This window comes from Saccharopolyspora sp. NPDC000995, from assembly GCF_053599315.1.
Window position 1 is genome coordinate 239,194 of record NZ_JBSFLZ010000001.1, and the last position, 24,170, is coordinate 263,363.

24 protein-coding genes and 1 pseudogene are annotated in these 24,170 nt (G+C 67.2%); 10 read left to right on the forward strand and 15 right to left on the reverse strand.

Annotated elements, in window-relative coordinates:
• Positions 1-20: 20 nt before the first annotated feature.
• Together ACWDKQ_RS01180 and ACWDKQ_RS01185 are read right to left on the reverse strand one after the other, a co-directional pair.
• A complete protein-coding gene (locus ACWDKQ_RS01180; protein WP_450136736.1) occupies positions 21-2,276 on the reverse strand; it encodes an N-6 DNA methylase in 2,256 nt (751 codons plus the stop codon).
• On the reverse strand, positions 2,273-2,935 hold the full coding sequence (locus tag ACWDKQ_RS01185; RefSeq protein ID WP_450136737.1) for a hypothetical protein: 663 nt from the start codon (positions 2,933-2,935) through the stop codon (positions 2,273-2,275). Before ACWDKQ_RS01185 ends, ACWDKQ_RS01180 begins: the two co-directional genes overlap by 4 nt.
• Before the next feature lie 465 nt (positions 2,936-3,400).
• On the opposite strand from ACWDKQ_RS01185, the gene leuS reads away from it, so the two are divergent.
• The 4 genes and pseudogenes from leuS (at position 3,401) to ACWDKQ_RS01205 (ending at position 7,096) form a co-directional block, all read left to right on the forward strand.
• Positions 3,401-6,289, forward strand: a complete 2,889-nt coding sequence (gene leuS / locus ACWDKQ_RS01190; protein ID WP_450136738.1) for a leucine--tRNA ligase — start codon at positions 3,401-3,403, stop codon at positions 6,287-6,289.
• A gap of 216 nt (positions 6,290-6,505) precedes the next feature.
• Positions 6,506-6,634 carry a hypothetical protein gene (locus tag ACWDKQ_RS01195; protein ID WP_450136739.1) on the forward strand — a complete coding sequence of 43 codons (129 nt, stop codon included), beginning with the start codon at positions 6,506-6,508 and terminating at the stop codon, positions 6,632-6,634.
• Between the two features lie 2 nt (positions 6,635-6,636).
• Positions 6,637-6,867 (forward strand): annotated as a pseudogene (locus ACWDKQ_RS01200) (acyl-CoA dehydrogenase); the annotation flags it as partial.
• An 88-nt stretch (positions 6,868-6,955) separates the two neighbouring features.
• Entirely contained in the window at positions 6,956-7,096 is a 141-nt protein-coding gene (locus tag ACWDKQ_RS01205) for a hypothetical protein (protein WP_450136740.1), read from the forward strand.
• Between the two features lie 81 nt (positions 7,097-7,177).
• On the opposite strand, the gene ACWDKQ_RS01210 is transcribed toward ACWDKQ_RS01205, so the two are convergent.
• Both ACWDKQ_RS01210 and ACWDKQ_RS01215 read right to left on the reverse strand, forming a co-directional pair.
• Positions 7,178-7,765, reverse strand: a complete 588-nt coding sequence (locus ACWDKQ_RS01210) for a hypothetical protein (protein WP_450136741.1) — start codon at positions 7,763-7,765, stop codon at positions 7,178-7,180.
• A gap of 131 nt (positions 7,766-7,896) precedes the next feature.
• A complete protein-coding gene (locus ACWDKQ_RS01215; RefSeq protein ID WP_450136742.1) occupies positions 7,897-8,724 on the reverse strand; it encodes an isocitrate lyase/PEP mutase family protein in 828 nt (275 codons plus the stop codon).
• A 203-nt stretch (positions 8,725-8,927) separates the two neighbouring features.
• Between ACWDKQ_RS01215 and ACWDKQ_RS01220 the strand changes: the two genes are divergently transcribed.
• The gene (locus tag ACWDKQ_RS01220; RefSeq protein ID WP_450136743.1) at positions 8,928-9,893 is read left to right on the forward strand and encodes a hypothetical protein; all 966 of its coding nucleotides are present in this window, start codon (positions 8,928-8,930) and stop codon (positions 9,891-9,893) included.
• Between the two features lie 328 nt (positions 9,894-10,221).
• A complete protein-coding gene (locus ACWDKQ_RS01225; RefSeq protein ID WP_450136744.1) occupies positions 10,222-12,441 on the forward strand; it encodes an ATP-binding protein in 2,220 nt (739 codons plus the stop codon).
• On the opposite strand, the gene ACWDKQ_RS01230 is transcribed toward ACWDKQ_RS01225, so the two are convergent.
• Both ACWDKQ_RS01230 and ACWDKQ_RS01235 read right to left on the reverse strand, forming a co-directional pair.
• On the reverse strand, positions 12,431-12,613 hold the full coding sequence (locus ACWDKQ_RS01230) for a DUF397 domain-containing protein (RefSeq protein WP_450136745.1): 183 nt from the start codon (positions 12,611-12,613) through the stop codon (positions 12,431-12,433). The two genes, ACWDKQ_RS01225 and ACWDKQ_RS01230, sit on opposite strands and share 11 nt — an antisense overlap.
• A gap of 4 nt (positions 12,614-12,617) precedes the next feature.
• Positions 12,618-13,481: a helix-turn-helix domain-containing protein gene (locus ACWDKQ_RS01235; protein WP_450136746.1), complete on the reverse strand. Its 864-nt coding sequence runs from the start codon at positions 13,479-13,481 to the stop codon at positions 12,618-12,620.
• A 188-nt stretch (positions 13,482-13,669) separates the two neighbouring features.
• On the opposite strand from ACWDKQ_RS01235, the gene ACWDKQ_RS01240 reads away from it, so the two are divergent.
• Both ACWDKQ_RS01240 and ACWDKQ_RS01245 read left to right on the forward strand, forming a co-directional pair.
• Entirely contained in the window at positions 13,670-13,897 is a 228-nt protein-coding gene (locus tag ACWDKQ_RS01240) for a zinc finger protein (protein WP_450136747.1), read from the forward strand.
• A gap of 34 nt (positions 13,898-13,931) precedes the next feature.
• Positions 13,932-14,327: a hypothetical protein gene (locus tag ACWDKQ_RS01245; RefSeq protein ID WP_450136748.1), complete on the forward strand. Its 396-nt coding sequence runs from the start codon at positions 13,932-13,934 to the stop codon at positions 14,325-14,327.
• 11 nt (positions 14,328-14,338) lie between these two features.
• Here ACWDKQ_RS01245 and ACWDKQ_RS01250 read toward each other — a convergent pair whose 3' ends face one another.
• Complete coding sequence (locus ACWDKQ_RS01250; protein ID WP_450136749.1) at positions 14,339-15,040, reverse strand: TetR/AcrR family transcriptional regulator; 702 nt, start codon at positions 15,038-15,040, stop codon at positions 14,339-14,341.
• A 347-nt stretch (positions 15,041-15,387) separates the two neighbouring features.
• Here ACWDKQ_RS01250 and ACWDKQ_RS01255 point away from each other — a divergent pair, with 347 nt between their 5' ends.
• On the forward strand, positions 15,388-15,720 hold the full coding sequence (locus ACWDKQ_RS01255; protein ID WP_450136750.1) for a glutaredoxin family protein: 333 nt from the start codon (positions 15,388-15,390) through the stop codon (positions 15,718-15,720).
• Positions 15,721-16,025: 305 nt separating this feature from the next.
• On the opposite strand, the gene ACWDKQ_RS01260 is transcribed toward ACWDKQ_RS01255, so the two are convergent.
• On the reverse strand, positions 16,026-16,313 hold the full coding sequence (locus ACWDKQ_RS01260) for a hypothetical protein (protein ID WP_450136751.1): 288 nt from the start codon (positions 16,311-16,313) through the stop codon (positions 16,026-16,028).
• Between the two features lie 210 nt (positions 16,314-16,523).
• On the opposite strand from ACWDKQ_RS01260, the gene ptsP reads away from it, so the two are divergent.
• A complete protein-coding gene (gene ptsP, locus ACWDKQ_RS01265; protein WP_450136752.1) occupies positions 16,524-18,170 on the forward strand; it encodes a phosphoenolpyruvate--protein phosphotransferase in 1,647 nt (548 codons plus the stop codon).
• Between the two features lie 316 nt (positions 18,171-18,486).
• Here the strand turns inward: ptsP and ACWDKQ_RS01270 are convergent, their stop codons facing one another.
• The 7 genes from ACWDKQ_RS01270 to macS form a co-directional block, all read right to left on the reverse strand.
• The gene (locus tag ACWDKQ_RS01270; protein ID WP_450136753.1) at positions 18,487-18,750 is read right to left on the reverse strand and encodes a hypothetical protein; all 264 of its coding nucleotides are present in this window, start codon (positions 18,748-18,750) and stop codon (positions 18,487-18,489) included.
• A gap of 272 nt (positions 18,751-19,022) precedes the next feature.
• Positions 19,023-19,802 (reverse strand): AfsR/SARP family transcriptional regulator, encoded by a 780-nt coding sequence (locus ACWDKQ_RS01275; protein ID WP_450136754.1) that lies wholly within the window; start codon positions 19,800-19,802, stop codon positions 19,023-19,025.
• A 233-nt stretch (positions 19,803-20,035) separates the two neighbouring features.
• Positions 20,036-21,367 carry a hypothetical protein gene (locus ACWDKQ_RS01280; RefSeq protein ID WP_450136755.1) on the reverse strand — a complete coding sequence of 444 codons (1,332 nt, stop codon included), beginning with the start codon at positions 21,365-21,367 and terminating at the stop codon, positions 20,036-20,038.
• A gap of 114 nt (positions 21,368-21,481) precedes the next feature.
• Positions 21,482-21,655, reverse strand: a complete 174-nt coding sequence (locus tag ACWDKQ_RS01285; protein ID WP_450136756.1) for a hypothetical protein — start codon at positions 21,653-21,655, stop codon at positions 21,482-21,484.
• A gap of 84 nt (positions 21,656-21,739) precedes the next feature.
• Entirely contained in the window at positions 21,740-21,901 is a 162-nt protein-coding gene (locus ACWDKQ_RS01290) for a hypothetical protein (RefSeq protein WP_450136757.1), read from the reverse strand.
• Positions 21,902-22,198: 297 nt separating this feature from the next.
• The gene (locus tag ACWDKQ_RS01295) at positions 22,199-22,876 is read right to left on the reverse strand and encodes a response regulator (protein ID WP_450136758.1); all 678 of its coding nucleotides are present in this window, start codon (positions 22,874-22,876) and stop codon (positions 22,199-22,201) included.
• Positions 22,873-24,054 (reverse strand): MacS family sensor histidine kinase, encoded by a 1,182-nt coding sequence (macS, locus tag ACWDKQ_RS01300; RefSeq protein ID WP_450136759.1) that lies wholly within the window; start codon positions 24,052-24,054, stop codon positions 22,873-22,875. Before macS ends, ACWDKQ_RS01295 begins: the two co-directional genes overlap by 4 nt.
• Positions 24,055-24,170: the final 116 nt, after the last annotated feature.

Below are 24,170 nucleotides of genomic sequence, written 5' to 3' on the forward strand. Positions count from 1 at the left end.
GCCTGAAGTAGGCCTGGGTTTCAGTCGCGTAGGGGGAAGTAGCCGGTGCCGATGAGCTGCCCGAGGTAGTGCTTGAGCCGCTCTGTGATGTCGGTTACTTCGTCCTGCAGCGCCAGTTGTTCGTCGAGGCTGGACATGATTTCGGTGATCGACTCCTGTTGATCCAGCGGAGGCAGCCAGACCGGCAATTGCCGCATGGTCTTGGCACTCAAGCTCGGGACGGTGGTTCTCGCGCAGTGCTGGCTCAGCCAGTCCTGCACCCATTCCGTCGCGAGGTAGTGGAGCAGGTAGCGATTGCTCAATTCCGGCGCACGGGGCCGCAGCCGGAGGAAGCCGGGACCGAACAGTGACCCCTCGTGCTCAGCGGTGACGAGTGCGGTCCGGCCGATGGTGCCGGTGCGCACGCACAGCACGTCGTCGGCCTTGAGCAGATAGCGGGCCAACTTCTCACGTGCGACCGGGTCGACACGCTCCGACCCGCCGGGGACCAGCCGGTTCCTTCGCAGGCTGCGGGGAGTCAGCACCGGTACCCCGTGCTCATGTGCGGGGATTTCGCGGAGCATGCCGCTGGGCCCGGCTAACACGTCGCAGATCTCGCCGAGCGACACTGTTGGCAAAGCCGGATGGCTGTTTCTCGATGCCAGGCTCGCCAGGTCGACGCGCTCGAGTTGGCGAGCGACCAGGTCCTTCAGCGCCGCCGCGCGGTGTGTCAAGGTCGACAGCTGCTGCTGTTGCTCAGAAACGGCAGCAGCGAGCTTCGGCGGCTGGAACCGGGCCTGCGGGCTGGCCAGATAGGTCCCCGGCTGCAGTTGGTAGTCCTGATAACCGATCTCCGCGATGTTAACGGAGCGGGCGAACCCCGGTTTGAGAACGTTCTCCCCCTGGGAGTGCTGCTGGTGGACCGCGACGATTTCGTCGATGTCCGCGTTTGCCAACTCCTGCAGGTTTCTGCTCTTGGCGTGGCCGCGGTCCTTGGCGCTGACGAGGAGCACACGATCACCGGATTCGCCCGCAGCCCGCAGCAGCCACAGGTGCACGGGGATCCCGGTGGCGCGAAAGAGACCCGAGGGTAGCTCGATCACTGCCGCTACCGTTCGTGCGTCGATCAGCTGCCGTCGGATCTCGGCTTCCACTCCGCCAGCGAAGGACGCGGCAGGTGGCATCACCACGGCTGCCCGACCGCCCGGCGCCAGCTTGTCGAGAACGTGCTGGATCCACGCGAAGTTTGCGCTGCTACGCGGTGGTGTGCCGTAACGCCAGCGCGGATCGTGCGGCTGATCCGCCCAGTCCCGCATGGCGAAAGGCGGATTGGTCATGATCACGTCGAACGTTCGGTCACGATCCATGTCCTGCCGGAGCACGCCACGAGCACCATCGCCCAGGTCGGGCTCCACCCCGCGCAGGGCGAGGTTCATGCTCGCGAGCCGCCAGGAAACCGGGGAAAGGGCGCGTCCGGTGATTTCCGTGAGCGGTTCGTTCGGGTTTCGCCGAATGGCATGTTCAACAGCGCCTACCAGCAGTGCCCCATCGCCGCAGCACGGGTCGTAGACGGTGTCAGTGCTGGCCGGATCGAGGATCTCGACGGCGAGAACGACGATCGACCGTGGTGTGTGGAACTCGCTCGTCATCCGAAACGGCGAGAACTCGTTGAGCAAGTCGTCGAGTAGCCCCGCAGCTCTTCGGTTGCCAGCCGACTGCTCATGGCCGCAGAGTTCGTTCAGGCCGTCGACTAGCCCGATTAGGAAGAGAGGATTGACTTCGCGGCTGAAGCGGAGCCCGGCGAGCAGCGGATCGGTATTCGCGAGCTTGTCGAGTAGCACTGGAAGCGCTTTGTGATCAGCGGGTTCGGCTTCCTCGTGAATCGACTGCCATGCGCCGCTTTCCCGCGCATACAGCAAGGCGAGGATGAGTTCTTGGTAATTGGCGGTCGTAGCGGCGCCGCGTTGATCTCGAAGTCCCTCGCCGATCAGCTGCCACGCCTTTGCGGTGAGACCGTGTCGAGCCTGCTCGCGGCGGCGTGTAGGTGCCGACTCGCGGTCTGCAAGACCCAGCGCACGGCGGAAGCGATCACCGTAGCTGGTGCCTCCCGGCTCGTCCTTTCGCAGCGCATTGCGCGGGATGCGGCGCTTGTCGAGCCAGGTGGCGACTTCCGTCGTGGAGAAGCTTGCGCCCTGCGCTGCTGGGAAGTCGGAGTTGCGTTCGCGCCAGTTGCTCACGGCGGCGCGCCCGACCCCTGCGGCGCGGGCGATTTCGCTGGCGGACAGCCGATCGGTCATTGCGCACCACCGATATCGGGCCGCTGGGCGAGCACCTGCGGAACGCGGTCGAATTGCCTGGTCTCCACCTTGAGCGTGATCGACAGGTAGCCGAGCAGCCGGTAGATGTGGCTGTGGTAGTCCGTGAGGCGCCTGTTGAAGATCGGCTCGTAGTGCATGATCCGATTCCGGAAGTGCCGCACCGGGTTCAGTTCGTCGTGCAACTTCCTGCGCCGGTCGGAGAAGTTCGGAAACGCGCGGTGCAGCGCGGGCACCCACAGCTTGCGGTCGTAACCGGCGCCACGGCTGACCAGGGAAACCCAGAAGCCGAAGGTCAACGACGCCACGATGTCATCCGCCGTCATGGCACGGCCCTCCAGGTCGAGCCGTTTCTTGAGCTTGGCTTCGGCCTCGTGGATCTTCACCCATCCATTGCGGTCGAGAGACGCGACTTCCCACCAGCATTCGCGGCCGAAGTGGTCCCGCAGCGTTTCGTGCATGGCGTTGCGAAGCGCGACCTCAAGCCAGTGCAGTGGACTGTAGAAGGCGGCACAGACTGCCAGGTTCCACTGGTACACGCGGAACGCCGCTTCCACGTCGTCGGCGGTCGCTGCGAGATACGGCGTCATTCGAGCGGGCGACAGCGTTTTGAGCACCCATTCGGCGGAGTCGCCCGACATCATTTCCCCCAAGTGCGGCGGTCGGTGTGTGTTAGCCTCGAACACGTACGCCCCGGGTTCGCCTCTGTGCTAGTGCGCATGCCGCCCGGGGCTTTCCTTTTTTCTACGGTTCGCGGCGCCCTGAGATCAGCGGCCGAGAGTTGCCGTGCTTCACCAGTAGATCATCGAGTATTCCAAGGGTCAAGCGCGCAGTGTGTTGCGCGAATCTGTGAACATCCTTCGGTGTGGCCAGCACCGTCGCGGACAAATCACGCTGGCCCGTGAAGTGATCTCGGCTACCCTGGAGTCCGTGAGTGCGAGACTGCTTCTTGCGAGGCCGCGTTGAACGTCCGTTAGCAGGCGTCAACGCGGCGACCCCTCATGCCCGGTAGGGCCTGGGGGGTTTTCCATTTTCCGCAGGCGGCACACTTAGGCAGGCACGACCCGCGCGGTTCGGGCGAGAAAGTCAGGGAAGGACGCAACGCGATGAGTGGCCAGGCAGTGGGCTCGACGACCGGGGTTTCCGAAGAGGTCCCGCAGTTCCGCTACACGGCGGACACGGCGACCGAGATCGAGCAGCGGTGGCAGCGCCGTTGGGACGAGCACGGCACGTTCCACGCGCCGAACCCGGCCGGACCACTCCAGGGCGACGTTCCGGCGGACAAGCTGTTCGTCCAGGACATGTTCCCGTACCCCTCCGGCGCCGGACTGCACGTCGGCCACCCGCTGGGCTTCATCGGCACCGACGTCTACGCCCGCTACCACCGGATGCTGGGCCGCAACGTGCTGCACACGATGGGCTTCGACGCGTTCGGCCTGCCCGCCGAGCAGTACGCGGTGCAGACCGGGACCCATCCGCGGACCACCACCGAAGCCAACATCGAGCGTTACCTGGGCCAGATCCGTCGGCTGGGCTTGGGCCACGACGAGCGCCGCCGGGTCGCCACCACCGACATCGAGTTCTACCGGTGGACGCAGTGGATCTTCCTGCAGATCTTCAACGCCTGGTACGACACCGAAGCCAACGGCGGCAAGGGCCGCGCCCGGCCGATCAGCGAGCTGGAAGAGCAGTTCGCCACCGGCGAGCGCGCCACCCCTGACGGCCGCCCGTGGCCCGAGCTCAGCCGCGCCGAGCAGCGTAAGACCATCGACTCCTACCGGTTGGCCTACCTGTCGGAGGCGCCGGTGAACTGGGCGCCCGGCCTGGGCACCGTGGTCGCGAACGAGGAGGTCACCGCCGAGGGGCTGACCGAGCGCGGCAACTTCCCGGTGTTCCGCCGCAACCTGAAGCAGTGGATGATGCGGATCACCGCGTACGCCGACCGCCTGGTCGACGACCTGGACCGGCTGGACTGGTCGGACAAGGTCAAGACCATGCAGCGGAACTGGATCGGCCGCTCGCAAGGCGCGAACGTGGTGTTCCCGCTGGACGGTTCGGCGCACCACATCGAGGTCTTCACCACCCGCCCGGACACCCTGTTCGGTGTCACCTACATGGTGCTGGCCCCGGAGCACCCGCTGGTCGACGAGCTGACCGCGGCGGCGTGGCCGGCCGAGGTCGACGACCGCTGGACCGGCGGCGCGGCGACCCCGGCGGAGGCGGTCGCGCAGTACCGGCGGGCCGCGTCGATGAAGTCCGACCTGGACCGCCAGGAGAACAAGGAGAAGACCGGCGTCTTCACCGGTGCCTGGGCGACCAACCCGGTCAACGGCAAGCAGATCCCGGTGTTCATCGCGGACTACGTGCTGATGGGCTACGGCACCGGCGCGATCATGGCGGTGCCCGGCGAGGACACCCGCGACCACGAGTTCGCGGAGGTCTTCGGCCTGCCGATCGTCCGCACCGTGCAGCCGTCGGAGGACTTCGAGGGCGGCGCCTACACCAGTGAGGGGCCGCGGATCAACTCCGCGAACCCGGACGTCGGCCTGGACCTGAACGGGCTGGGCCTGGACGACGCGAAGAAGACGATCATCTCCTGGCTGGAGGAGCACGGCCACGGCCGCGGCACCGTGCAGTACAAGCTGCGCGACTGGCTGTTCGCGCGGCAGCGCTACTGGGGCGAACCGTTCCCGATCGTCTACGGCGAGGACGGCGTGCCGCTGGGGCTGCCGGAGGATCAGCTGCCGGTCGAGCTGCCCGAGGTGGAGGACTACTCGCCGCGCACCTTCGAGCCGGAGGACGCCCACAGCAAGCCGGAGCCGCCGCTGGCCAAGGCCACCGACTGGGCCGAGGTGGAGCTGGACCTGGGCGACGGGCTGAAGCACTACGAGCGCGACACCAACGTGATGCCGCAGTGGGCCGGTTCCTGCTGGTACCAGCTGCGCTACATCGACCCGGACAACTCCGAGCGATTCGTCGACCCGGCCAACGAGCGCTACTGGATGGGCAAGCACCCGGAGCTGCACGGCGCGAACGACCCGGGCGGCGTGGACCTGTACGTCGGCGGCGTGGAGCACGCGGTGCTGCACCTGCTGTACTCCCGGTTCTGGCACAAGGTGCTGCACGATCTGGGCTACCTGGAGTCGGAGGAGCCGTACCGGCGGCTGTTCAACCAGGGCTACATCCAGGCTTATGCCTTCACCGACTCGCGCGGGGTCTACGTCCCCGCCGAGGAAGTGGAGGAGCGGGACGGGAAGTTCTACTTCCAGGGCCAGGAGGTCAACCGCGAGTACGGGAAGATGGGCAAGAGTCTGAAGAATTCCGTTTCCCCGGACGAGATGGCCGACGCCTACGGCGCGGACACCTTGCGGCTGTATGAGATGTCGATGGGGCCGTTGGAGGCTTCGCGTCCGTGGTCGACCAAGGACGTCGTGGGCTCGCACCGGTTCCTGCAGCGGCTGTGGCGCAACGTCGTCGACGAGAACACCGGTGAGCTGCGGGTGACCGATGAGCAGCCGGACGTCGAGGCGCTGCGGGCGCTGCACAAGACCATCGCCGGGGTTCGGGAGGACTACGCGGAGCTGCGGTTCAACACCGCTGTGGCGAAGCTGATCGAGTTCAACAACCGGCTGACCAAGACTTATTCGTCGGCGGCGGGCACTCCGCGGTCGCTGTTGGAGCCGCTGGTGCTGATGGTCGCGCCGCTGACGCCGCACCTGGCCGAGGAGATGTGGGCCCGGCTGGGCCACGGCGGGAGCCTGGCGCACGGCCCGTTCCCGGAGGCCGAGGAGGAGTACCTGGTCGAGGACACCGCGGAGTACCCGATCCAGGTCAACGGCAAGGTGCGGTCCCGGGTCGTGGTGTCGGCCTCGGCGGACCAGGACGCGGTGAAGGCGGCGGCGCTGGCGGACGAGAAGATCGTCGCGGCTCTGGACGGTAAGGACCCGCGCAAGGTCATCGTCGTCCCAGGTCGCCTGGTCAACGTCGTCGCCTGACCCTGGCGAGTTTTCGAGCGAAGGGCGACCCGAGTGGGGTTCGGTCCTGGTGCCGCCGGGATACACCGACGACGCGATCCACGCGGCGGGCGGTAAACCCGTACGGCGCGGGAGCTTTCGGCAGCGAGTCGGGCCCAACCGACGCCGAAGCTCCGGGCGGCGGAGTGCTACGGCAGCCGAGTCGCTGCCAAGGCCGCCGAGCTCGCCGCCTGATCGGTGCTCCGCAAGTTCGTCGCCGACCAGTTCGTCGGTGCGGTGATCGAGCGGACCGCGACGCCTTCCCTGGTGCAGCGGATCATCGACGGCTCGGGCAAGGAGACATCCTCGACCGCGGCTGGCAGCTGAAGCTGTTTGACGACCGCGAGCGGCATGTCCTCGACGGGCTCGGCCGCCGGCTAAGGAAGGCCAACCGCGAAAACGCCTTCGAGGTTTTCAACAACGCGCAGGACCACGTGCTGCGCGCCGCCCGCGTGCACGCGGACCGCATCGTGCTGGAGGCGTTCGTAGCGGCGATCGAACGTTGCCGCGACCGGCGCACCGCTGCGTTGCTGAACAAGGTGTGCGACCTGTACGTGCTGTCCAACATCGAGGCTGATAGCGGCTGGTTCCTGGAGCACGAGCGGATCACGCCGCGTCGCTGGAAAGGCGATCACCGAGGCGTTCAACGTGCTGTGCGGCCAGCTCCGCCCGCACGCGGTGGGCCTGGTGACGGCCTTCGGCCTGCCCCGCCAGTGGCTCACAGCTGCGATCGCCACCGGCGCCGAGGCCCGTCGCCAGGAAACCCGGCACGTCCACGAAACAGCGTGACCGTCCCGGCGGTTCGAACTGGGTGGAGGGCGCCTTCGGGCAACTCGCTTGGTGGCGCCGTCCACCTGTCGTGCAACGGGCTCAGAGGGTGTGGAGTTGGCCTTCGTCAGGGGCGTCTTGTTGCGGCCAGACGACCAGGTAGTGCGTGTACTGCATCTTCCCGTTGTGCATCTTCGGGTTGTCCAGGATCAACTGCACGCCGTTCACGGTTTCGGGTGGGCCGCCACCGCCGGTGATGTACGCGCTGCCGTAGCCCACGGCGCCGTGCTCGCCCCACTTCGACCAGTCGAGGTTCATCAGCTTCACTTCGCTGGCGTGCTCGCCGGTGACGTTGGGGTGGATGAATTCGCTTGGCTGCTGCACCAGCTTCTGGTTCGTGCCGTCGACGTACGTGGCGGCGTAGAACTGCTTCTCAGGTGCCGGCTGCTGGGGCGCCGGTTGCTCTTCGGTCGTCTTCGTCGTGGTCGCGGTCTTGGTTTGCGCTGCGGGAAGCTCCACTGTGGACGCGATGGCGGACGCGGTCGGGCTGTCCATCACGATGGGACGGTGGCCGATGTCACCGGGTTGAGCCAGGTTCGGCGGCGGTGGTTGCTGACCGCAAGCCGAAAGCAGCAGCGCGGCGCCGACCGCCACCGCCGAACCGAGCACTCGCACGGAGTTGTGCAACACGACCTGACCTCCTAGTGCAACGTCCATTTGTTCATTGGACGCCTGTCGACGGCGGAGGTTCACTCGAACCGCGCGAAATTCGCGACGGCGGTAGGTTTGCGTCGAAAGTGTCAGTGCGCTACCCGAACAGGTCAATTGCTGAACAGGGCGTTGAGGTCCGAGTAGTCCACCGCGTCGGCGATCGTGTCGTAGCGGCCGTGCTCCAGCGCTTCCCTGATTCCCCGGCGCGCCACGGCATATGCGGCCTGCGCCACTGCTGCGCCGAGGCTGATGCGAGCGGCTCCGGCCTCGGCCAGTTCCGCGACGGTTGGCGCGCCCGGACCGGCCAGGACGTTCAACGGCCGTTGGATGTTCGTCGCCAGCTCGGATAACACCGCGACATCGGTCGTTCCGGGAACAAAGATTCCGTCTGCGCCGGCCTCCGCATAGGCGGCCGCGCGGGCGATGGCATCGCGCAACCGCTCTGCCGGATCGTCGTGCACGGGACGGAGGAAGGGATCGGTGCGCGCGTTGATGAACAGCGGGATTTGCGCGGCGTCGGCCGCCGCGCGTGCAGCGGCGATACGCGCGACCTGCTCGTCGACCGGGCGAAGCGACGCTCCGACACCGTCTTCGATGTTGACGCCGATCGCGCCGGCGTCCAGCACCAGGCGGATGGTTTCCCCGACGCCGTCGGGGTTTTCGGCGAAACCGCTCTCGATGTCGGCGGTGACCGGCAGGTCGACGGCGGCGGCGACGCGCGCGATCAGCTCGATGGCCAGCGATCGGTCGAGCGCGTTGCCGTCGGCGGCACCGAGGCTCCACGCGACGCCTGCACTCGTGGTCGCCACCGCCGTCGCCCCGGCGTCCTCGACGAGCCGTGCGCTGGCCGAGTCCCAGGCGTTGGGCAGGACCAGCGGCGCCCGTTCGGCGTGCAGTGAGTTGAAGATCTTTGCCTTGTCCTGCTGGGTGATCGTCATGTCCGCAGTCCACCACATTTCGCCCCGCAGGACTGGCGGATATGCGTCGTGCACGGGATGGCCTACGCGCCATTGGGGTGTTCGACCGCAGTCCGCGACTGGGTGACCAGACGGTGAACGCTGAGTGGATCTCGGATGGAACCGATGCGGCCGAGATGCGTCTCACCGGTGTACGACCTGATGCCGAGATGTTGAGAGGCACGATGAATAGCCTGCTCCGGAAAGCTGCGATCACCGTTTTCAGCGGTGCGTTCTTGGTCGGCACCGCGGCGACGGGTGTCGCTGCGCCTGAAGAAGGCGTCACAGACCAGGGCATCAAGTGCGAGTCGGACGCCAGCGGCGACGGCCCGTTCTACAGCGGCCCGTCCGCGTCGCACGTCTACGACAAGGCCTTCGCCAAGGGGCCGGCGGTCCCGGGCCTCGACAAGCGGACGCCGCAGGGCATTTCGCCCTGGTACAACTGGGACGGCCCCAACCGAGACCTGCTGCTCGTGACCGAGTATGGGGAGAAGGGCCAGGACGCGCACATCGTTGGCATCGACCCGAAGACCGGCAAGCACGTCGGCACGGTCGCTGTCGCCGAGGCGCATGTCGGCGGCATCACCGTCAGCCGGGGCTGGGCGTTCGTGCAGGGCCGCGACTCCGGCAAGTGGGACACGATCCGCAAGTACAAGCTGTCCGACCTCCGTGCCGCGATGAAGAAGGGCGGCGTCCCGTACCTCACACAGGACGGCGAGGCGCGCCGGGTGTATGCGGCGTCGTTCATCTCCAGCTACGGCGACACCCTGTACGCGGGCAAGTTCAACGACGGCGGCCGCGGCAAGATGTTCTCGTACAAGATCAACGCGAACGGCTCGCTGACCACGGAGCACGGCTACGAGGTGCCCACCAAGACCCAGGGCCTGATGGTCACGAAGAACAAGTTCATCTTCAGCACGTCCTACGGCCGCGACAAGCGCAGCAACATCTTCGTGGTGGACAAGGGCGCGACGGACATCGACAAGCCGTCCACCAAGTGCTTCCGCGCGCCGAGCATGGCCGAGGGCATCACGGAGTACAAGGGCGACGCCTACCTGCTGTTCGAGTCGGGCTCCTACAAGTACCGCGACGCCCGCAACGTGATCGAGAACGTGCACAAGGGCAACATCGCCGCCATCACCGGCTTCTGATCCCACGCCAGCGAAACGGCAGCCCGTCTCAAACGAGGTGAGGGGCACCCTTGGGTGGCCAAACCACTCAAGGGTGCCCCTCACCTCAGGAAAGACGGGCCGCTGTTTCTGCTACCCGGCAGCCCGCTGACTCACCGCTGCTGATTGCGCCGCAGCTTGCGGTGACCCTGATCGGGGGCCCCAGCGACCTCAGCAGTCATGCGGTTGATGATATAGAGCGGCCACCGCTGATCATCGTGATTCGTGCGGCCCGGGAGACCTGCAAGACACCCGTGAGCACTTTGGGCCGCCATAGCCATGACCGGCTCCGCCGATGGTGAGCCGTCGCGTGACGGCAGTGTGGGCGGTCACGAGTCTGGGGGTGTTGGCAGCTCGGGCTTTCGTGCCAGGCTGGATGTTGATCTACCGGCTTGGGGGAAGCGTGGGCGAGAAGGCGGACGGCGTCGACAATGAGGTGGCGGCGCCGGTGCAGGGGCCTGTGGTGCAGGCAGGCTCAATACACGGCGACGTGCACTTCCACTGCGGTACCGGCGCTTTGGTACCGCGGCAACTGCCTGGTGCGACACGACATTTCGTGAACCGGGCGGTCGAGCAAGACATGCTGACGACACTGCTGGCCGGGGCGCGGGGCGACGGCGTGGTCCTGCTGTCGACCATCGACGGCACCGCCGGTGTGGGCAAGTCGACGCTGGCGGTGCACTGGGCGCACCGGATGCGGGACAGGTTCCCGGACGGCGAACTGTACGTCAACCTGCGCGGATTCGATCCGATCGCGGAACCCATGACGCCGAACGAGGCCCTGGGCCGTTTCCTCGCCGCCCTCGACGTTGCGCCGGATCGCATCCCGCCGAGCGACGACGCCCGAGCGGCGATGTTCCGGAGTCTCGTGCACGAAAAGCGAATGCTCGTGCTCCTCGACAACGCTCGCACTGCCGACCAAGTGCGAGCGCTGCTGCCGGGAACGCGGACCTGCCTGGTCGTGGTGACGAGCCGGAACCGCCTCGACTCCCTCGTCGTCCGAGAGGGCGCCAGCCGGGTGGCCCTCAACGTGTTGACCGAGCTGGAGTCCCGCGACCTGTTGGCCCACTACCTGGGGCGAGAACGGCTGGCCGCCGAATCGGACGCCGTGGCGGAAATCTTGTCGCATTGCGCCGGACTCCCCCTCGCCCTGGGCATCGTCGCGGTCCGAGCGGTGGAGTTCGAGGACTTCCCGCTGGACGAGCTGGCCGAAGAACTCAGCAACGAACGCGAACGCCTGGATGCCCTGGAAGCGGGCGGTGAAACCGGCATCCGCGCGGTGTTCTCCTGGTCTTACCACTCGCTTTCCCCCGAAGCGGCCAGGCTTTTCCGCCTGATGGGCCTACCCACCGGGCCGGACATCGGCCTGGACGCCTTGGCTGCCCTCGCCGACCGGACCAAGCGCGACCTCCGCAGACCACTCGCGGAGCTGCTGCGAACCAACCTCATCGAACAACCGGAGCGAGCCCGCTACCGCTTCCACGACCTGCTGAGGTCCTACGCGGCCGAATGCGCAGCGACCGACGAATCGGCCGATACCCGCCACGCAGCCATCCATCGCTTGATGGACTTTTACCTCCGCACTAGCGCAGCGGCCGATCACCAGACGACCGGCCACGCCAGGCATTTCGCCGCCGAATTGCCGGAGTCGGACATCAAGGGCCACACCTTCGACGGCGACGAAGCCGCGATGACCTGGTGGGAGACCGAACGCCACAACCTCAGAGCTGCGATCAAGCAAGCTTCGGATTTGAAATGGTGGAAGCACTCGTGGCAGTTGCCGCGCAGCTTGATGTACCTGTTCCACTTGCGCGGCTACACCGACGATTGGATCGAGGCTTACAACATCGGTATCGAAGCAGCTCGGCAGCTTGGAGATGAAGCAGCGCAGGCGAACTTGCTCCATGAACTGGGAATCGCCTACTACGACCGCAAGGACTTCGATGCAGCGGCGCGGTACGCCGAGATGTCCCTCCCGCACTTCGATGCGATCGGAGATCTCCAGGGACGAGGGGAAGTTCTTATCGCGCTCGGGCACGCGTTGATGGACGCCGAGCGAAATGAAGAAGCGGTCCAGCCGTTGGAGAGCGCTCTTGAAATCGCCGAGGGCGTGAACGATGCCTTCGCGCAGGGCCTTTCGCACAACGCGCTGGGGCTTCTCCATGCCAAGCTCAGCCGGTTCGAGCAGGCGTATCCGCACTTCGACAAGGCGCTGCGGTTCGACCGCGAGATCGGTGAAGAAATCGGCGAAGGGTTCGTGCTGAACAACCTCGCCAACGCTTACTTCGACTCCGGGCGGATCGCCGAGGCGATCGACACGCACCGGAAGGCTCTGGAGGTCCGGCGAAAAATCCGCCACCGGCAAGGAGAAGGCGCAAGCTTGCGTGCACTGGGCAGGGTATTGCAGCACGTCGGGGACCTGGAAGGAGCCCGGCAGGCGTTGCAGGAAGCGCTGGCAGTCTTCGAGGAACTGGGCCACGACGAAGCAGCCGAGGTTCGGGCCGAGCTGGACGGGTTGCCTACTTCTTAATCGATGCGACGAAGGTGGCCCACTGACGCGGGCCGAACAGAAGCGTTCCGCCGTCCCGGTCCTTGGTGTCTCGGACGCCTACCAAATCGGGCGTCATCGCGACCTCGACGCAGGCAGCCGCGTTGGAGGTGTAGCTTGACTTGAACCACAGGTCAGGGGCGATTTCCGGCACGCACTCATGTTAGCTCTTTGAGTGCCTTGTGAACGAGGTCCCGAGAGCCGTGCTTCCCTGCCGTCTTCTTCAGCGATTCGTTGTAGGTCGCCACGAACTCCCGGCTGCGGGTTCGGCTCTCGATCACACCAAACCAGGTGACCGTTTCCTGCCAGACGAGGCTGGGGAGCCGCGGGCTCGGAAAGTTCAAGATGTGAAAGGTTGACGCTCCCAGCGCACCATGCGCCCCAGCCGTGAACGGGATGACCAGTACGTCCAGGGACTCTGGAAACTCCTCGATCACCGAGAGCAGGTGCTTCAGTTGCTCTGCAAGGACATCCCTTCCACCAACTTGCTGGCGAAGTGCGCCTTCGCTCAACACTGCGGTTGTGCGTAGTGGATCGCCGCTGTTGAGCCGACGCTGACGCAGTATCCGGGCTTCGACGCGCTGATCAGCCTCAGAGGTCCTGGTGTTTGGGCTGTCGCTCGTGATGACCGCATGTGCGTATGCCTCGGTCTGAAGCAAGCCGGGAATCATCAAGCTTTCGTGCGTGAGGATGGACTCGGCACCCCACTCGTAACCGAAATACCGAAGCAGTTCGGGCGGAAATAGCCCTGAGAATCGCGTCCACCAGCCGCGTTGGTCGGTCTCGTCACGAAGGGCTCGGAGGTCTCCCAGTTCTTCGGGCTGAACGTTGAAGAGTTCTGCGGCTTCCGAGAGCTTCTCCTCGGTGAGGCGGCGCTTGCCGTGTTCGACGTCGCTCAAGAAGTTCTGGGAGATGCCAAGTCGTTTGGCGGCCGTGACTCCGTTCAGTCCTACTTCTTCGCGGGCATCTCGTAGTCGAAGGCCGAGTTCCCATGCAGCGACGGCTGGCGATTTTGGTGGCATCCGGTCCTCTCAGCGTCCGTGGCCTGGCAGCAGCGTACGGGGTGTGATCTCTCTACCCGATCGGGGAATTTACGCCAGAGATATCGCAAAACTATATTTGTGCGTAGGCGGCGGCGGTCTGGCTCGCTCCTCTTCCCCCGACACGACCGGTCCGCCGCCGTCTTTCCCCTTACTTCCGGAGGTGTTTGGTGCTTTTTCCTGAGTTGGAGCCGCAGCGGCCGGTTGCTTACTGGCGTCCCTTCGAAGGGGCCCGGCATGGGGTGGAGCCCGACGAGCCGCCCTTTCCCGGCCAGGAGCGCTCCACCTTGTGCGGCCGGACGATCAACATCGGCCGGCCGACCGAGGTGGATTGGTTGGCTCCCACCTGTGAAACCTGCTGGTCCGAAGCCAAAGCTCGCCGCGACGCCCAGAACTGATTAGTCCACACAGGACAAGCCACGGAGGTTGGAAATGGACGTGCTGGTCGGATTCATGAACTCTCCGATGGGCGCACCAACAGTAATCGGAGCGCTCGCGGCGGCCGTTGCGTTCGTCGCGGTTTTCCCGCTGCGTGGCGGAAACGGTCAGCATGCGGGCGCCGGACCAGGTGTGGTCAGCGTCTGGCAGATACGCGACACCGTGCAACGTGCGCCCAGTCGACGATCCGAAGCTGTCAGCCGGGACGTTTTCGACACAATGGCCGAGGAAGCATGCCAGGCCTACCTGGCGGAACGTTGCCGTCGCAAGTTCGCCGCCGAACCCCCGCCGTACGTCGGCAGACACCGGCTCGCCATCGAGGACCTGGTCGACGAATTCCACCCCAAGGTCACCATCACCCTGGCTCCCACCGCTTTCCACCAGCCCTGAAGCGCTCGGTCTCAGGCGAGGCCGAGCTCGTGCGTCAGCTCGTCGAGCATCGAGTCGAACAGGCGGTCGGCGTACATCGGGTCCAACGGGAAGCGGCCGAAGACCTCCAGCGCCACGTAGCCGTAGAGACGGACCCACCAGCGCAGCAGGAAGTACACCGCGTCCGGGCGCAGGGCTCCCGGCGGGACCTCGGTGCCCTCGGTGGACAAGGCCGCCGCCAGCGCTTCCTGCTGCTCCGACAGGTCCGGCAGCTCGAACGGCAGCCCCGGTTCGGTCTTCATCACACCTTCGACCAGGAACGGCCCGACGATACCCAGGAAGACCCCGGCGAACTGGTCCAGCTGCCGTTTGCCCTCCTCACCCTCCGGGGTGGCGAAGACCAGCGCGAACTCCTCGGGGTGCGCCAGCGCCCAGCGCCTGAACCCGCGGCAAACCGCGAAGATACTTTCCGGGAACTCGCCGCCCGCCGGTTCCAGCGCTGCGTGCAGCTCGGTCGCGAGGTCGGCGCAGATGTCGTCGCAAAGCTGGCGGAGCAGGGCTTCGCGTGACTCGTAGTACCGGTACAACGCGGGCGCGGTGATGCCCAGCTCCCGGGCGATCGCCCGCAGCGTCACCGCGTCGCGCCCGTACCCGACGAGCAGTGCCCGCGCATGCTGGCGGATCTCCAAATGGGTGGCCGCGCGAAGCCGCTCGCGCCGAGTCACCTCGGTCATGTGCCACTCCAGTGCTCCCGTGGACGGCCCTGCCTCCCCGATTGGCCGCCCATGATTGTGGCCCATCCGGCCGCCCAATCGGGCGGGCGAGGCCGAACCCGCCACGTCGCCCACAGACAGTAAACGGCGTTCACCCAACGGTAACCGGTCGCCGATGCCCGTTACCATCCTCTGCCGGATCGTTCCCGCCTTCGGAGGTGCGCTGTCAGGTCGTCCACAGGGCAACGTGGTGCACTGATCTGTTCCGGGCTGGCCGGGATCGGGGGTGTGTTCTTCGTCTGTGGTGGCTGTTCGCGGGCGCTGTGCGGGTTAGGTTCGCCGAACGGCTCTACGACCCAGGAGGAAAGATGACCGCCGCTGCGCAGGAAGTCGTCGTCTACACCCGGCCCGGCTGCCCGTTCTGCGCCTCGCTGCGCGCCGGATTGCAACGCCAGGGCTTGGATTTCAACGAGGTCGACATCTGGGAGGACCCGGACGCGGCGGCGGTAGTGCGCTCCATCGCCGATGGCAACGAGACGGTGCCGACCGTGGTCGTGGGTGGCTGGCAGGCGGTCAACCCCTCGGCGAGCACCGTGCTTACCGCGGTCGCCGATCACGCGCCGCACCTGTTGCCGCAGCGGCAGCCCGGTCCGTTGGACGGGGCGCTGAAGGCATTGGGGCGGCACAAGTCCCGCGACTGAGCGCGGCTGGAGCTTTCACCGAGGGCCGACCGCACGGGGGGCGTTGCGGCCGGCCCTCAGCAGGTTGTGATCGTCGGTGGCGCGATACCGGCGAGCAACAACCTCTTCAGTCTGCCGCTCGACTACGCCGAAAAGATCCATATATCACCCGAAATTAGCTCGAACGGTGGATCCCTCGAACGAGATCTTCCGCTGCGCCCCGCGACGCCGGTCGGTGAAGTGAACGACCCGTTCGCCCCTGTCATCGGGGTGAACGGGCCGCTCGCGTGCTCGGTGGCGGTGTCTTGGCGGCATGAACGCGGAAATCACTCCGAAAACGGGGCAGCCCCGGCCGAAGTGGCCGGGGACTGCGCTGGACGGGCCTGGCTGGTGTCGACGGGCTCGCCCGGGATGGGCATGGGCCTCGCGGGCAGTTCACTCGTCGGCGGTGGGAGTCTGACGGGGGCGGTCCCGGGTGTGGGGTCCGCGTTCACCCGCCCGGTGTCGGAGCCGGCCGAGAACTGGTTGGCGAAGAGGTTCACGATCGCGGTCAGCGGCTCGGCGAACCAGTCGAGACGTGGGTTCGTTTCGGTGATCTGAGTGCTCAATGCCATGCCCACAGCCTGCTGTTTCGGGGTTCCGGTCGGATCCGTACGGCTACTCAGGTGTTACTCATGAGTAGTCGGGGCACTACGGCATTCGAACGACGTAAGAACCACTGTGGCCACGAGGCGTGTTCACGCTGGCCGCGAAGTTCGGGCCGAACGGGTACTCGTGCCTACTATCGCCCCAAAAGGCGGAATTAGAAGGGTATGGTCTAGACCATGTCGCGTTTGACTGGTGTCGGAGTCAGCTCCGGCCGCGCCTCGGGGCCGGTCGCCCGGGTCGCCGATCCCCTGCCCGAACCGTCCGCCACTCCCGCGCCCGCCGAACCGGCCGCGGAGGCGGCCCGCATCCGACCGGCCGTTGAAGCCGTCGCCCAGCGGCTGTTCGAACGAGCCGGCCGGGTCGAGGGCGATGCCAAGGCCGTGCTGGAGACGACCGCCGCGATGGCGATGGACCCGGCGCTGAGCTCGCAGGCCGAACAACTCGTCACCGGCCGCTCGCTGCCCGCGCCGCGCGCGGTGTACGAGGCGGCCAACGGCTTCGCCGAGGCGCTGCGGGCCGCCGGCGGCTACATGGCCGAACGCGCCCGCGACGTGCAGGACGTCCGGGACCGGATCATCGCCGAACTCGTCGGCGTGACCCCGCCCGGCGTGCCCGAACTCGACCAGCAGAGCATCCTGCTGGCCCGCGACCTGGCCCCCGCCGACACCGCCGATCTCGACCCGAGCATGGTGCTCGCGTTGGTCACTGAAGAAGGCGGCCCGACCAGCCACACCGCGATCCTGGCGCGGGCGCTGGGCATTCCGGCGGTGGTGGCGGTCCGCGGCGTGCTCGCGGTGCCCGACGTGGTCGGCGCGGTGGTGGACGGCGAGCGCGGCGAGGTGGAGACCTCCGACCAGGAGGTATCCGTCCAGGCCGCGGAACGGGCCGTGACCAGCGAGTGGAACGGCGTCGGCGCCACCGCGGACGGCAGGCCGGTCAAGGTCGTCGCCAACGTCGGATCGGGCGCCGATGCGCGGGCCGCCGTCGCGGCCGGGGCGCAGGGCGTCGGCCTGTTCCGCACCGAGTTCTGCTACCTCGCGGCCGGAGAAGAGCCGACCGTCGAAACGCAGCGGGCCGCATACCACGAGGTCATCGCGCCGTTCGCGGGCAAGCCCGTCATCGTCCGGACGCTCGACGCAGGCGCGGACAAGCCGCTGGCGTTCCTCGCCATGGGCGTGGAGCCGAACCCGGCGCTCGGCGTGCGCGGCCTGCGGGTGGCCTTCGACCGGCCGGACGTGCTGGACCGGCAGCTGGAGGCGATCGCCGCGGCGGCGGCCGACTCCGGCGCCGAAGTGTCCGTGATGGCACCGATGGTAGCGACCGTCGACGAGGCCGCCTGGTTCGCCGCTCGGGTGCGGGCCGCAGGCCTGCCGCGTGCCGGGGTGATGATCGAGATCCCGGCCGCGGCGTTGAGCGCGGCCGAAATCCTCGGTGCCGTCCACTTCGTCAGCATCGGCACCAACGACCTCGCCCAGTACGTCTTCGCCGCGGACCGGATGATGGGCGCGCTCGCCGAGCTCAACGACCCCTGGCAGCCCGCGCTGCTGCGGCTGATCGCCGAGGTCGGCCGCGCTGGCCGGGAGCTCGACAAGCCGGTCGGCGTGTGCGGCGAGGCGGCGTCCGACCCCCTGCTGGGCGGCGTCCTCGCGGGTCTCGGCGTGACCAGCCTGTCGATGGCCGCCGCGGCGGTCCCGGCGGTCGGCGCGACGCTCGCCGAGCACTCGCTCGCGGCGTTCGAGCAGGCCGCCCAAGCGGCGCTGGCGGCTCCGAGTGCGGCCCGCGCCCGGGAAGCGGCCTGCTCCGCCCTCGCCGGATCCAACTGAGGTGAGGGGCACCCGGCGCCCGGTTGTATGGGCGCGGTGCCCCTCCCGTCGCTCAATCCGTCGCTCAATCCGTTCATGGTCGCGCAGAACGGGATTCTACGGAAAGTTGGAATGGTAGCTGGCTCGGGCAGCACGGCGACGCCGCTCGCGATCGTTGGTGCGCGCGGAGTCGAGACGGCTTGCGAGAGGTGTTTGCTCGGTCGGTAGATCCCGGCGCCGTTGATCGGCTGCGTTCCAAAGACAGCCAAATACACCAGAGCGACGAGCCCCGCAAAGGTGTTTCGGCCGGCCGGTTTCCGCAGGTGTTCACCAGTTGCTAATGCGAGTGGCGGTGCTGCTGGTGTTCGTGCCCGTGGAACGTCGGTTGATGGTGGCGGTGCCCGCTTACGTGCTCGTGGCACACCCGATTCTGCGGAGGTCCCCAACAGTGCAGGTTGTGCTTCTGCTGCGGGGCGATCTGGACTACAGCGGTCGGTGCCTGGCTCGTGGCCAGCGCCTCGGTCGCGGTGAGAGCGGAGGTCCCCAGCAGGAGCGGTAACGCCAGCGCGACGCCGAGCGAGCTGCGCAACACGGGATGCATCACGGCTGCCCCTACAGTTGATTTCGACGAAGCCCACGAACCGTGTCGTGGAAAATCACCGAAGAAGTAATGGGAAGGTGCTTTTCAGAATAGGAACCGGGAAGGTGCGCGAGAAGCCGCCCGGACATGATTTTCGGGCCGAAAAGCCGAAATCATGTTCTGCTGGCACGGGATGTCGCGACCAAAGGCCCTGGATAGCAGCAATCGCCGCGCAAAGGGCACCTCTGTCGGGTCGAAGATGCCCTTTGCGCGGCAAGGCCCACTCCGCGGCGTCAGGCGCGGGAGCGGGCGAGGACCGGGCGGACTAGGTCGCGCAGGTTCGGCGACGGGTCAATGCCCAGCTCTCGATCCAGTAGGCGCTCGTAGCGCTGGTAGTGGCGGACCGCCTGCGCCGGGTTGGCCTGCTGCAGCAACACCTTCACCACCGCGCAGTGCGCCGTCTCCCGGAACGGCTCCACCTCGATCGCGGCCTGCGCGATCTCCAGCGCCGCCGCCAGGTGCCGGGACTGCACCAGCCGCTCCGCGGCCACCTCCAACGCATGCACCTGCAACTGCTGCAGGCGCTCGCGCTCGGTCAGCACCCAGTCGTCGTACCAGCCCGGCAGCAGCGGCGCGTGCCGCGCCAGGTCGCGGCCGATCTCCGCGCAGTCCGCGGGCGACTCGGTCGAGTCCTGGTGCGCCAGGTAGCGCCCGGCCGCGACCAGGCCATCGACGTCCAGCGTCACAAGCGGCGCGAGCTGCAGGTCGTGCGAGGTGCTGATCACCGCGCCCCGCACCCGCTGGCGCACCCGCCACAACGTGGTCCGGAGATTCGCCAGGGCGCTATGCTCATCGCTCTCCGGCCACAGGACGCCGGCCAAGCGGTCACGCTGCGTGCGTCCGCGTAGCGCCAGGAAGGCGAGCAGGCGCTGACCGCTGCTGGACATCGCAACGGCCTCACCGTCCGCGTGCAAGTCCCAGCCGCCGAGCAGCTGCAGCCGGAACGGTTGATCGGGCTGCGCAGGAGTGCGCACCCGCAGGCGTTTTATCGGACGCACTGTTCCACCGGTCATAGTTCCCCCCTCGACAGGCCGGAAACGGGTGCTTCGCGAGGGAAGCGACGCGCGCTCATGGTCCCCCAGAAGCTCCCGAGCACCGGCGTGGACGCCGGAACCAGGGTCCACACTCGTGCCTATCGGGACCACTCCAGTCAGCTGTTACGGGACTACGGACGGTGACTTTCCAACTCTGGATGCATAAGTGTGGGGCTCCCACACCCCCAGTGGGAGCCCCATGAAGGAGCAAGTCAGGCGCGCACAGTGCGGTGCCGCCCGCCTTTGCTCCGTTGCTTGAGGCGGCGCGAGATGGCCCGTGATGCCCGCCGGTAGGTGCGCACGGCGAACGCGCCCGCGCCGATCCACGGCAGCAGCAGGATGAGCATCGAGATCACCGCCAGCAGCGGGCCCCAGAGCTGCCCCTGCCCGACACCTGTCACCAGCATGTTCCAGTAGTCCTGACCCCTGGTGAACGCCCTGGACAGGTAGACCGGGAGCCGCCAGAGCAGCATCCCGAGCGCGAACAACAGCGTGGGCACCACGATCAGCACCCAGGCGGTGACCATGATCCGCACCCGCGGTCGCAGCCCGGTGTGCGCGTCGGTCTGGCCGCCGCCGCGCCCGACCAGGCGCAGCAGGAACGGGCGGATCTGCGAGAACAGGTTCGGCACCCCGACCAGGTCGCCGAGGATGTAGTACCCGTCCATGCGCAGCAGCGGCAGCAGCTGCTGCAGGATCTGGATGTGGCTCAGCGCGATGAAGACCAGCAGCGGCGCGAACTGGGTCCAGCCGTAGATCCCGTACATCACCACGATGAACACCGCGTTGAAGTAGATGCCACCCAGATCGGTGCGCAGCCGGCCCCGCCGGTCGAGGCGGTAGGCGTCGGTGACGTTGGTGTAGAAGCAGGGGATGACCAGCATGATGCCCACGCCGATCGCGCCCGGCTTGGCCCCGCCGTAATGACATCCAGCGGCATGCCCGAGCTCGTGGAACAACGTGCTGGCGACCATCAGCCCGAGCAGCAGGAGCACCCGCGCCGGTTCGCCCAAGGACTGCTGGAACGCCAGGTCGACGTAGCCGGAGCCGATCAGCCACCCGTCGAATGCGAGCAACCCGCACAGCACGAGCACGACGACCACGGGCGTGTAGAGCGGAGCGAAAACCGCGGCCGCCACCTGCACCACCCGTGGCGGTGCGAGCGTGCCGTGCATCGCCAACGCCAGCAGTGGATCCGCCTTCGGCGGCTCGGCGATCGCCTGGGACAGGGTGGCGATGCCAAGCGGATGCAGTTTCTCGTTGATGAGGAACTCCGCATTGGCAGCCGACAGTTTCTTGCCGGTCGCCTGCGACGCTCGCGCCGCCACCTCGGCCAGGCCCCGGCTGCCGTCGATCGCGGTCGCGATCTGATAAAGCAGCGGTGACACCAGCACCATCTGGCCGTCGCCGCGGGAGATCAGGTAACGCGGTTCATCGAAGCCGCCGCCCTCGTACTCCCCGCACAACGACACCCCGTTGGCCAGCCGCGCAACCGCCTGCTCGTCGGTCTCTTCCACGCGGTCGGTCTGGGTGACTTCTGACATGGCTTCCTCCTGCGAACCCGTTCACGCGCGGGTGGGCCTGCACTGGTTCAGCGCTGTGGCGGACATGGGAGCCTGGCCGGGAGCGAACGCATCGCTCCCGGCCAGACAGGCCCCTCAGACCTGGCTGATGATCTGGGCAGCCGTGGCCTGCGAACCGAAGAGCGCCACAGCGGTGTTGACGGCGGTGACGACGTTGATGTCCGGGAACAAGTTGCAGCCGCAGCCGCCCAGGGCTTCGCGCTGCGGAAGCAGTTCCGCGGACTGGCTCGTAAGCTCAAGTGTTTCCATGTCTCATCTCCTGTTGGTGGAACCCGGCCGCCCACCACGCGCAGCGGCAGTGGGCGGCCGGGAGTGTTGTTAGCTACCGGCCGTTCAGACCGAGGTCTGGTTGATGACCTGGGCGGCGGTGGCCACCGACCCGAAGAGCGCCACAGCGGTGTTCGCCGCGTTGGCAACGTTGATGTCGGGGCCGAACCAGCCGCCGAGCGCCTCGCGCTCGGGCAGCATCTCAGCGAACTCGTTCGAAAACTCCATGATCATGCTCCTGTTCGCATTGACGGAATTTCGACTGCGGCTTCTCGCCGCTGGTGACGAGTACGCCAGAGGTCCGTCACCCGACCGTCACAAGACCGTCACGCGCTGCCGCGCCGGCCATCGCGAGGCCCACCGGTCACTTTCCGTGCGTACGGTGTGAGCAGCGAATACCTCGGGCTCGACAAGAGTTTTCGTCAGTGGATCGGGTGAACTGCGAAATTCCCACACGGATGGTGCTCACCCAATGAAAAAAGGCCCGGGAGCCGGGCTGGCTCGCGGGCCTCGAACAGCAGGTTCTCAGGCTCCTTCGGGTTCGGCCTCTTCTTGATCCAGGCCGTGCTCGATGGCGTAGCGGGCCAGCTCGACCCGGTTGTGGAGCTGTAGCTTGCGCAGTGTCGACTGAACGTGGTTCTCCACCGTGCGGTGCGAGATCACCAGCTTCTTGGCGATCTGCCGGGCGGTCATCCCCTTGGCGACCAGCCGCAGCACCTCGGTCTCCCGGTCGGTCAGCTGCGGCGCATGCGACTCCGAATCAGGGGTGATCGCCATCCGCCGGTACTCCCCGAGCACCAGCCCGGCCAGCCCTGCGGTGAACACCGCATCGCCGGCGGCGGTGCGCCGCACCGCGTCCACCAGCTCCTCGACCGACGCCGACTTGACCAGGTAGCCGGAGGCACCAGCCTTGACCGCCTCCAGCACGTCGCTGTGCTCGCCGCTGGCGGAGAGCACCAGGACCCGCGTGCCGGGGATCTCCTGGGTGATCTGCAGGGTGGCGCTGACCCCGGAGGTGTCGCCCAGGTTCAGGTCCATCAGCACCACATCGGGCGTGACGGTCCGCGCGATGCGCAGCGCGGACGCACCGTCGCTCGCGGTGGCCCGCACCTCGAAGCCGCGCTCCACAAGGTCGCGCGCGACCCCGTCGCGCCACATCGGGTGGTCATCGACGACCATCACGGTGACGAGCGGCTCGCTCATCGTTGTCCTCCTCTGCGCCGCTTGCCCTGGGTCGCACCCGGATGGGGAACCCGGACCTCCCACTCGGTTCCCTCGCCGAGCGCGGTCTCGAGCGTGATCGTGCCACCCAAGCTCTCCACGCGGCCCCGGATCGACTTCGCCACGCCCAGCCGACCCTCGGCGGCGGCCTGCTCCAACCGGCCTTCGGGGATGCCCGGGCCGTCGTCGCGGACGCTGAGCACGATCGCGTCCGGCAGCTCCTCCAACAGGACCCACACCTGGGCGTCCTCGCCGGCGTGCTTCTCGACGTTGGCCAGCGCCTCCCGCACCACCGCGAACAGGTCGGTGCTCAGCGGCTCCGGCAGCCGCACCGGATTGCCCGGGATCGACACGTGGACCCGGCCGGTGCGCAGCACCTGCAACCGTGCGGCGAGGTCGGTCTCACCGTCCTCAGTGGTTTCCTGCGGTGTGGTGGTGACCAGCGCGCGCAGCGCGATCTCCTGCTCCCCCGCGAGTTTCGCCAGCTCGGACGCCTCGCCGCCGAGCTCCGCTCCGCGCCGCCGCACCCGCGCGAGCACCTGCAGGACGCTGTCGTGGATGTCGCGCGCCAACCGTTCCCGCTCGGCGGTCGCGGCCTCCGCACGCAGCGCGCGGGCCAGCCGTTCGGTGGACTTGCGCGCGGTGTCCGAGGCCAGGCCGAGCACCAGGCCGCTGCCGATCAGCAGCAGGGTGTCCAGCGAGGTGTCCGCAGCGCTGTAGCCGCGGATCAAGTAGTTGCAGGCAGTAGCGATGATCCCGCTGGTCAGACCCCCGAACATGCCCCACTGCGCGGCCGCGACCGTGACCATCGTCGAGTGCCACACCGTCGCCACCGACGGCTTGGCCGAGAGCATCTGCTCATCAGTAAGGATGAATTCGCTGCTGAGGAACAGCACCGTCACCACGATGCAGTCGAGCAAGACCATGCAATTGGTGCGCCCCGGCCGGGTCCGGTAGCGCCAGATGGTGAACACCGTCCACCCGGCCATCAGGCTGATGACCACCAACGCCAACCACGGCCGCTGGTAGTCGCCGTACTGGTCGATGACCCCGTAGCAGGCGTACAGGAACGTGACGACGCGGAACACGTTGTGCCCGCGCCAAAGCGGCGAGCGACCGTCGGTCACCTGCGGTTGCGACGGCGATTGCGGACTGCCCACATTCGCTCCCTTCCAGCGGACCATCCTGCCGTACGTCCGGATTTGCGGAGGTCGCCGCACCGACCACTCCGCGTGTTTGTGATCAGCCCCGCATCGACGTGAAATGCCCGAGTGGC

Coding starts and splice junctions, on each gene's coding strand:
- ACWDKQ_RS01180 (WP_450136736.1), bottom strand. CDS start 2,276: ATGACCGATCGGCTGTCCGCCAGCGAAATCGCCCGCGCCGCAGGGGTC.
- ACWDKQ_RS01185 (WP_450136737.1), bottom strand. CDS start 2,935: ATGTCGGGCGACTCCGCCGAATGGGTGCTCAAAACGCTGTCGCCCGCT.
- leuS (WP_450136738.1), top strand. CDS start 3,401: ATGAGTGGCCAGGCAGTGGGCTCGACGACCGGGGTTTCCGAAGAGGTC.
- ACWDKQ_RS01215 (WP_450136742.1), bottom strand. CDS start 8,724: ATGACGATCACCCAGCAGGACAAGGCAAAGATCTTCAACTCACTGCAC.
- ACWDKQ_RS01220 (WP_450136743.1), top strand. CDS start 8,928: ATGAATAGCCTGCTCCGGAAAGCTGCGATCACCGTTTTCAGCGGTGCG.
- ACWDKQ_RS01235 (WP_450136746.1), bottom strand. CDS start 13,481: ATGCCACCAAAATCGCCAGCCGTCGCTGCATGGGAACTCGGCCTTCGA.
- ACWDKQ_RS01245 (WP_450136748.1), top strand. CDS start 13,932: ATGGACGTGCTGGTCGGATTCATGAACTCTCCGATGGGCGCACCAACA.
- ACWDKQ_RS01250 (WP_450136749.1), bottom strand. CDS start 15,040: ATGACCGAGGTGACTCGGCGCGAGCGGCTTCGCGCGGCCACCCATTTG.
- ACWDKQ_RS01255 (WP_450136750.1), top strand. CDS start 15,388: ATGACCGCCGCTGCGCAGGAAGTCGTCGTCTACACCCGGCCCGGCTGC.
- ACWDKQ_RS01260 (WP_450136751.1), bottom strand. CDS start 16,313: ATGGCATTGAGCACTCAGATCACCGAAACGAACCCACGTCTCGACTGG.
- ptsP (WP_450136752.1), top strand. CDS start 16,524: ATGTCGCGTTTGACTGGTGTCGGAGTCAGCTCCGGCCGCGCCTCGGGG.
- ACWDKQ_RS01270 (WP_450136753.1), bottom strand. CDS start 18,750: ATGCATCCCGTGTTGCGCAGCTCGCTCGGCGTCGCGCTGGCGTTACCG.
- ACWDKQ_RS01275 (WP_450136754.1), bottom strand. CDS start 19,802: ATGACCGGTGGAACAGTGCGTCCGATAAAACGCCTGCGGGTGCGCACT.
- ACWDKQ_RS01280 (WP_450136755.1), bottom strand. CDS start 21,367: ATGTCAGAAGTCACCCAGACCGACCGCGTGGAAGAGACCGACGAGCAG.
- ACWDKQ_RS01285 (WP_450136756.1), bottom strand. CDS start 21,655: ATGGAAACACTTGAGCTTACGAGCCAGTCCGCGGAACTGCTTCCGCAG.
- ACWDKQ_RS01290 (WP_450136757.1), bottom strand. CDS start 21,901: ATGGAGTTTTCGAACGAGTTCGCTGAGATGCTGCCCGAGCGCGAGGCG.
- ACWDKQ_RS01295 (WP_450136758.1), bottom strand. CDS start 22,876: ATGAGCGAGCCGCTCGTCACCGTGATGGTCGTCGATGACCACCCGATG.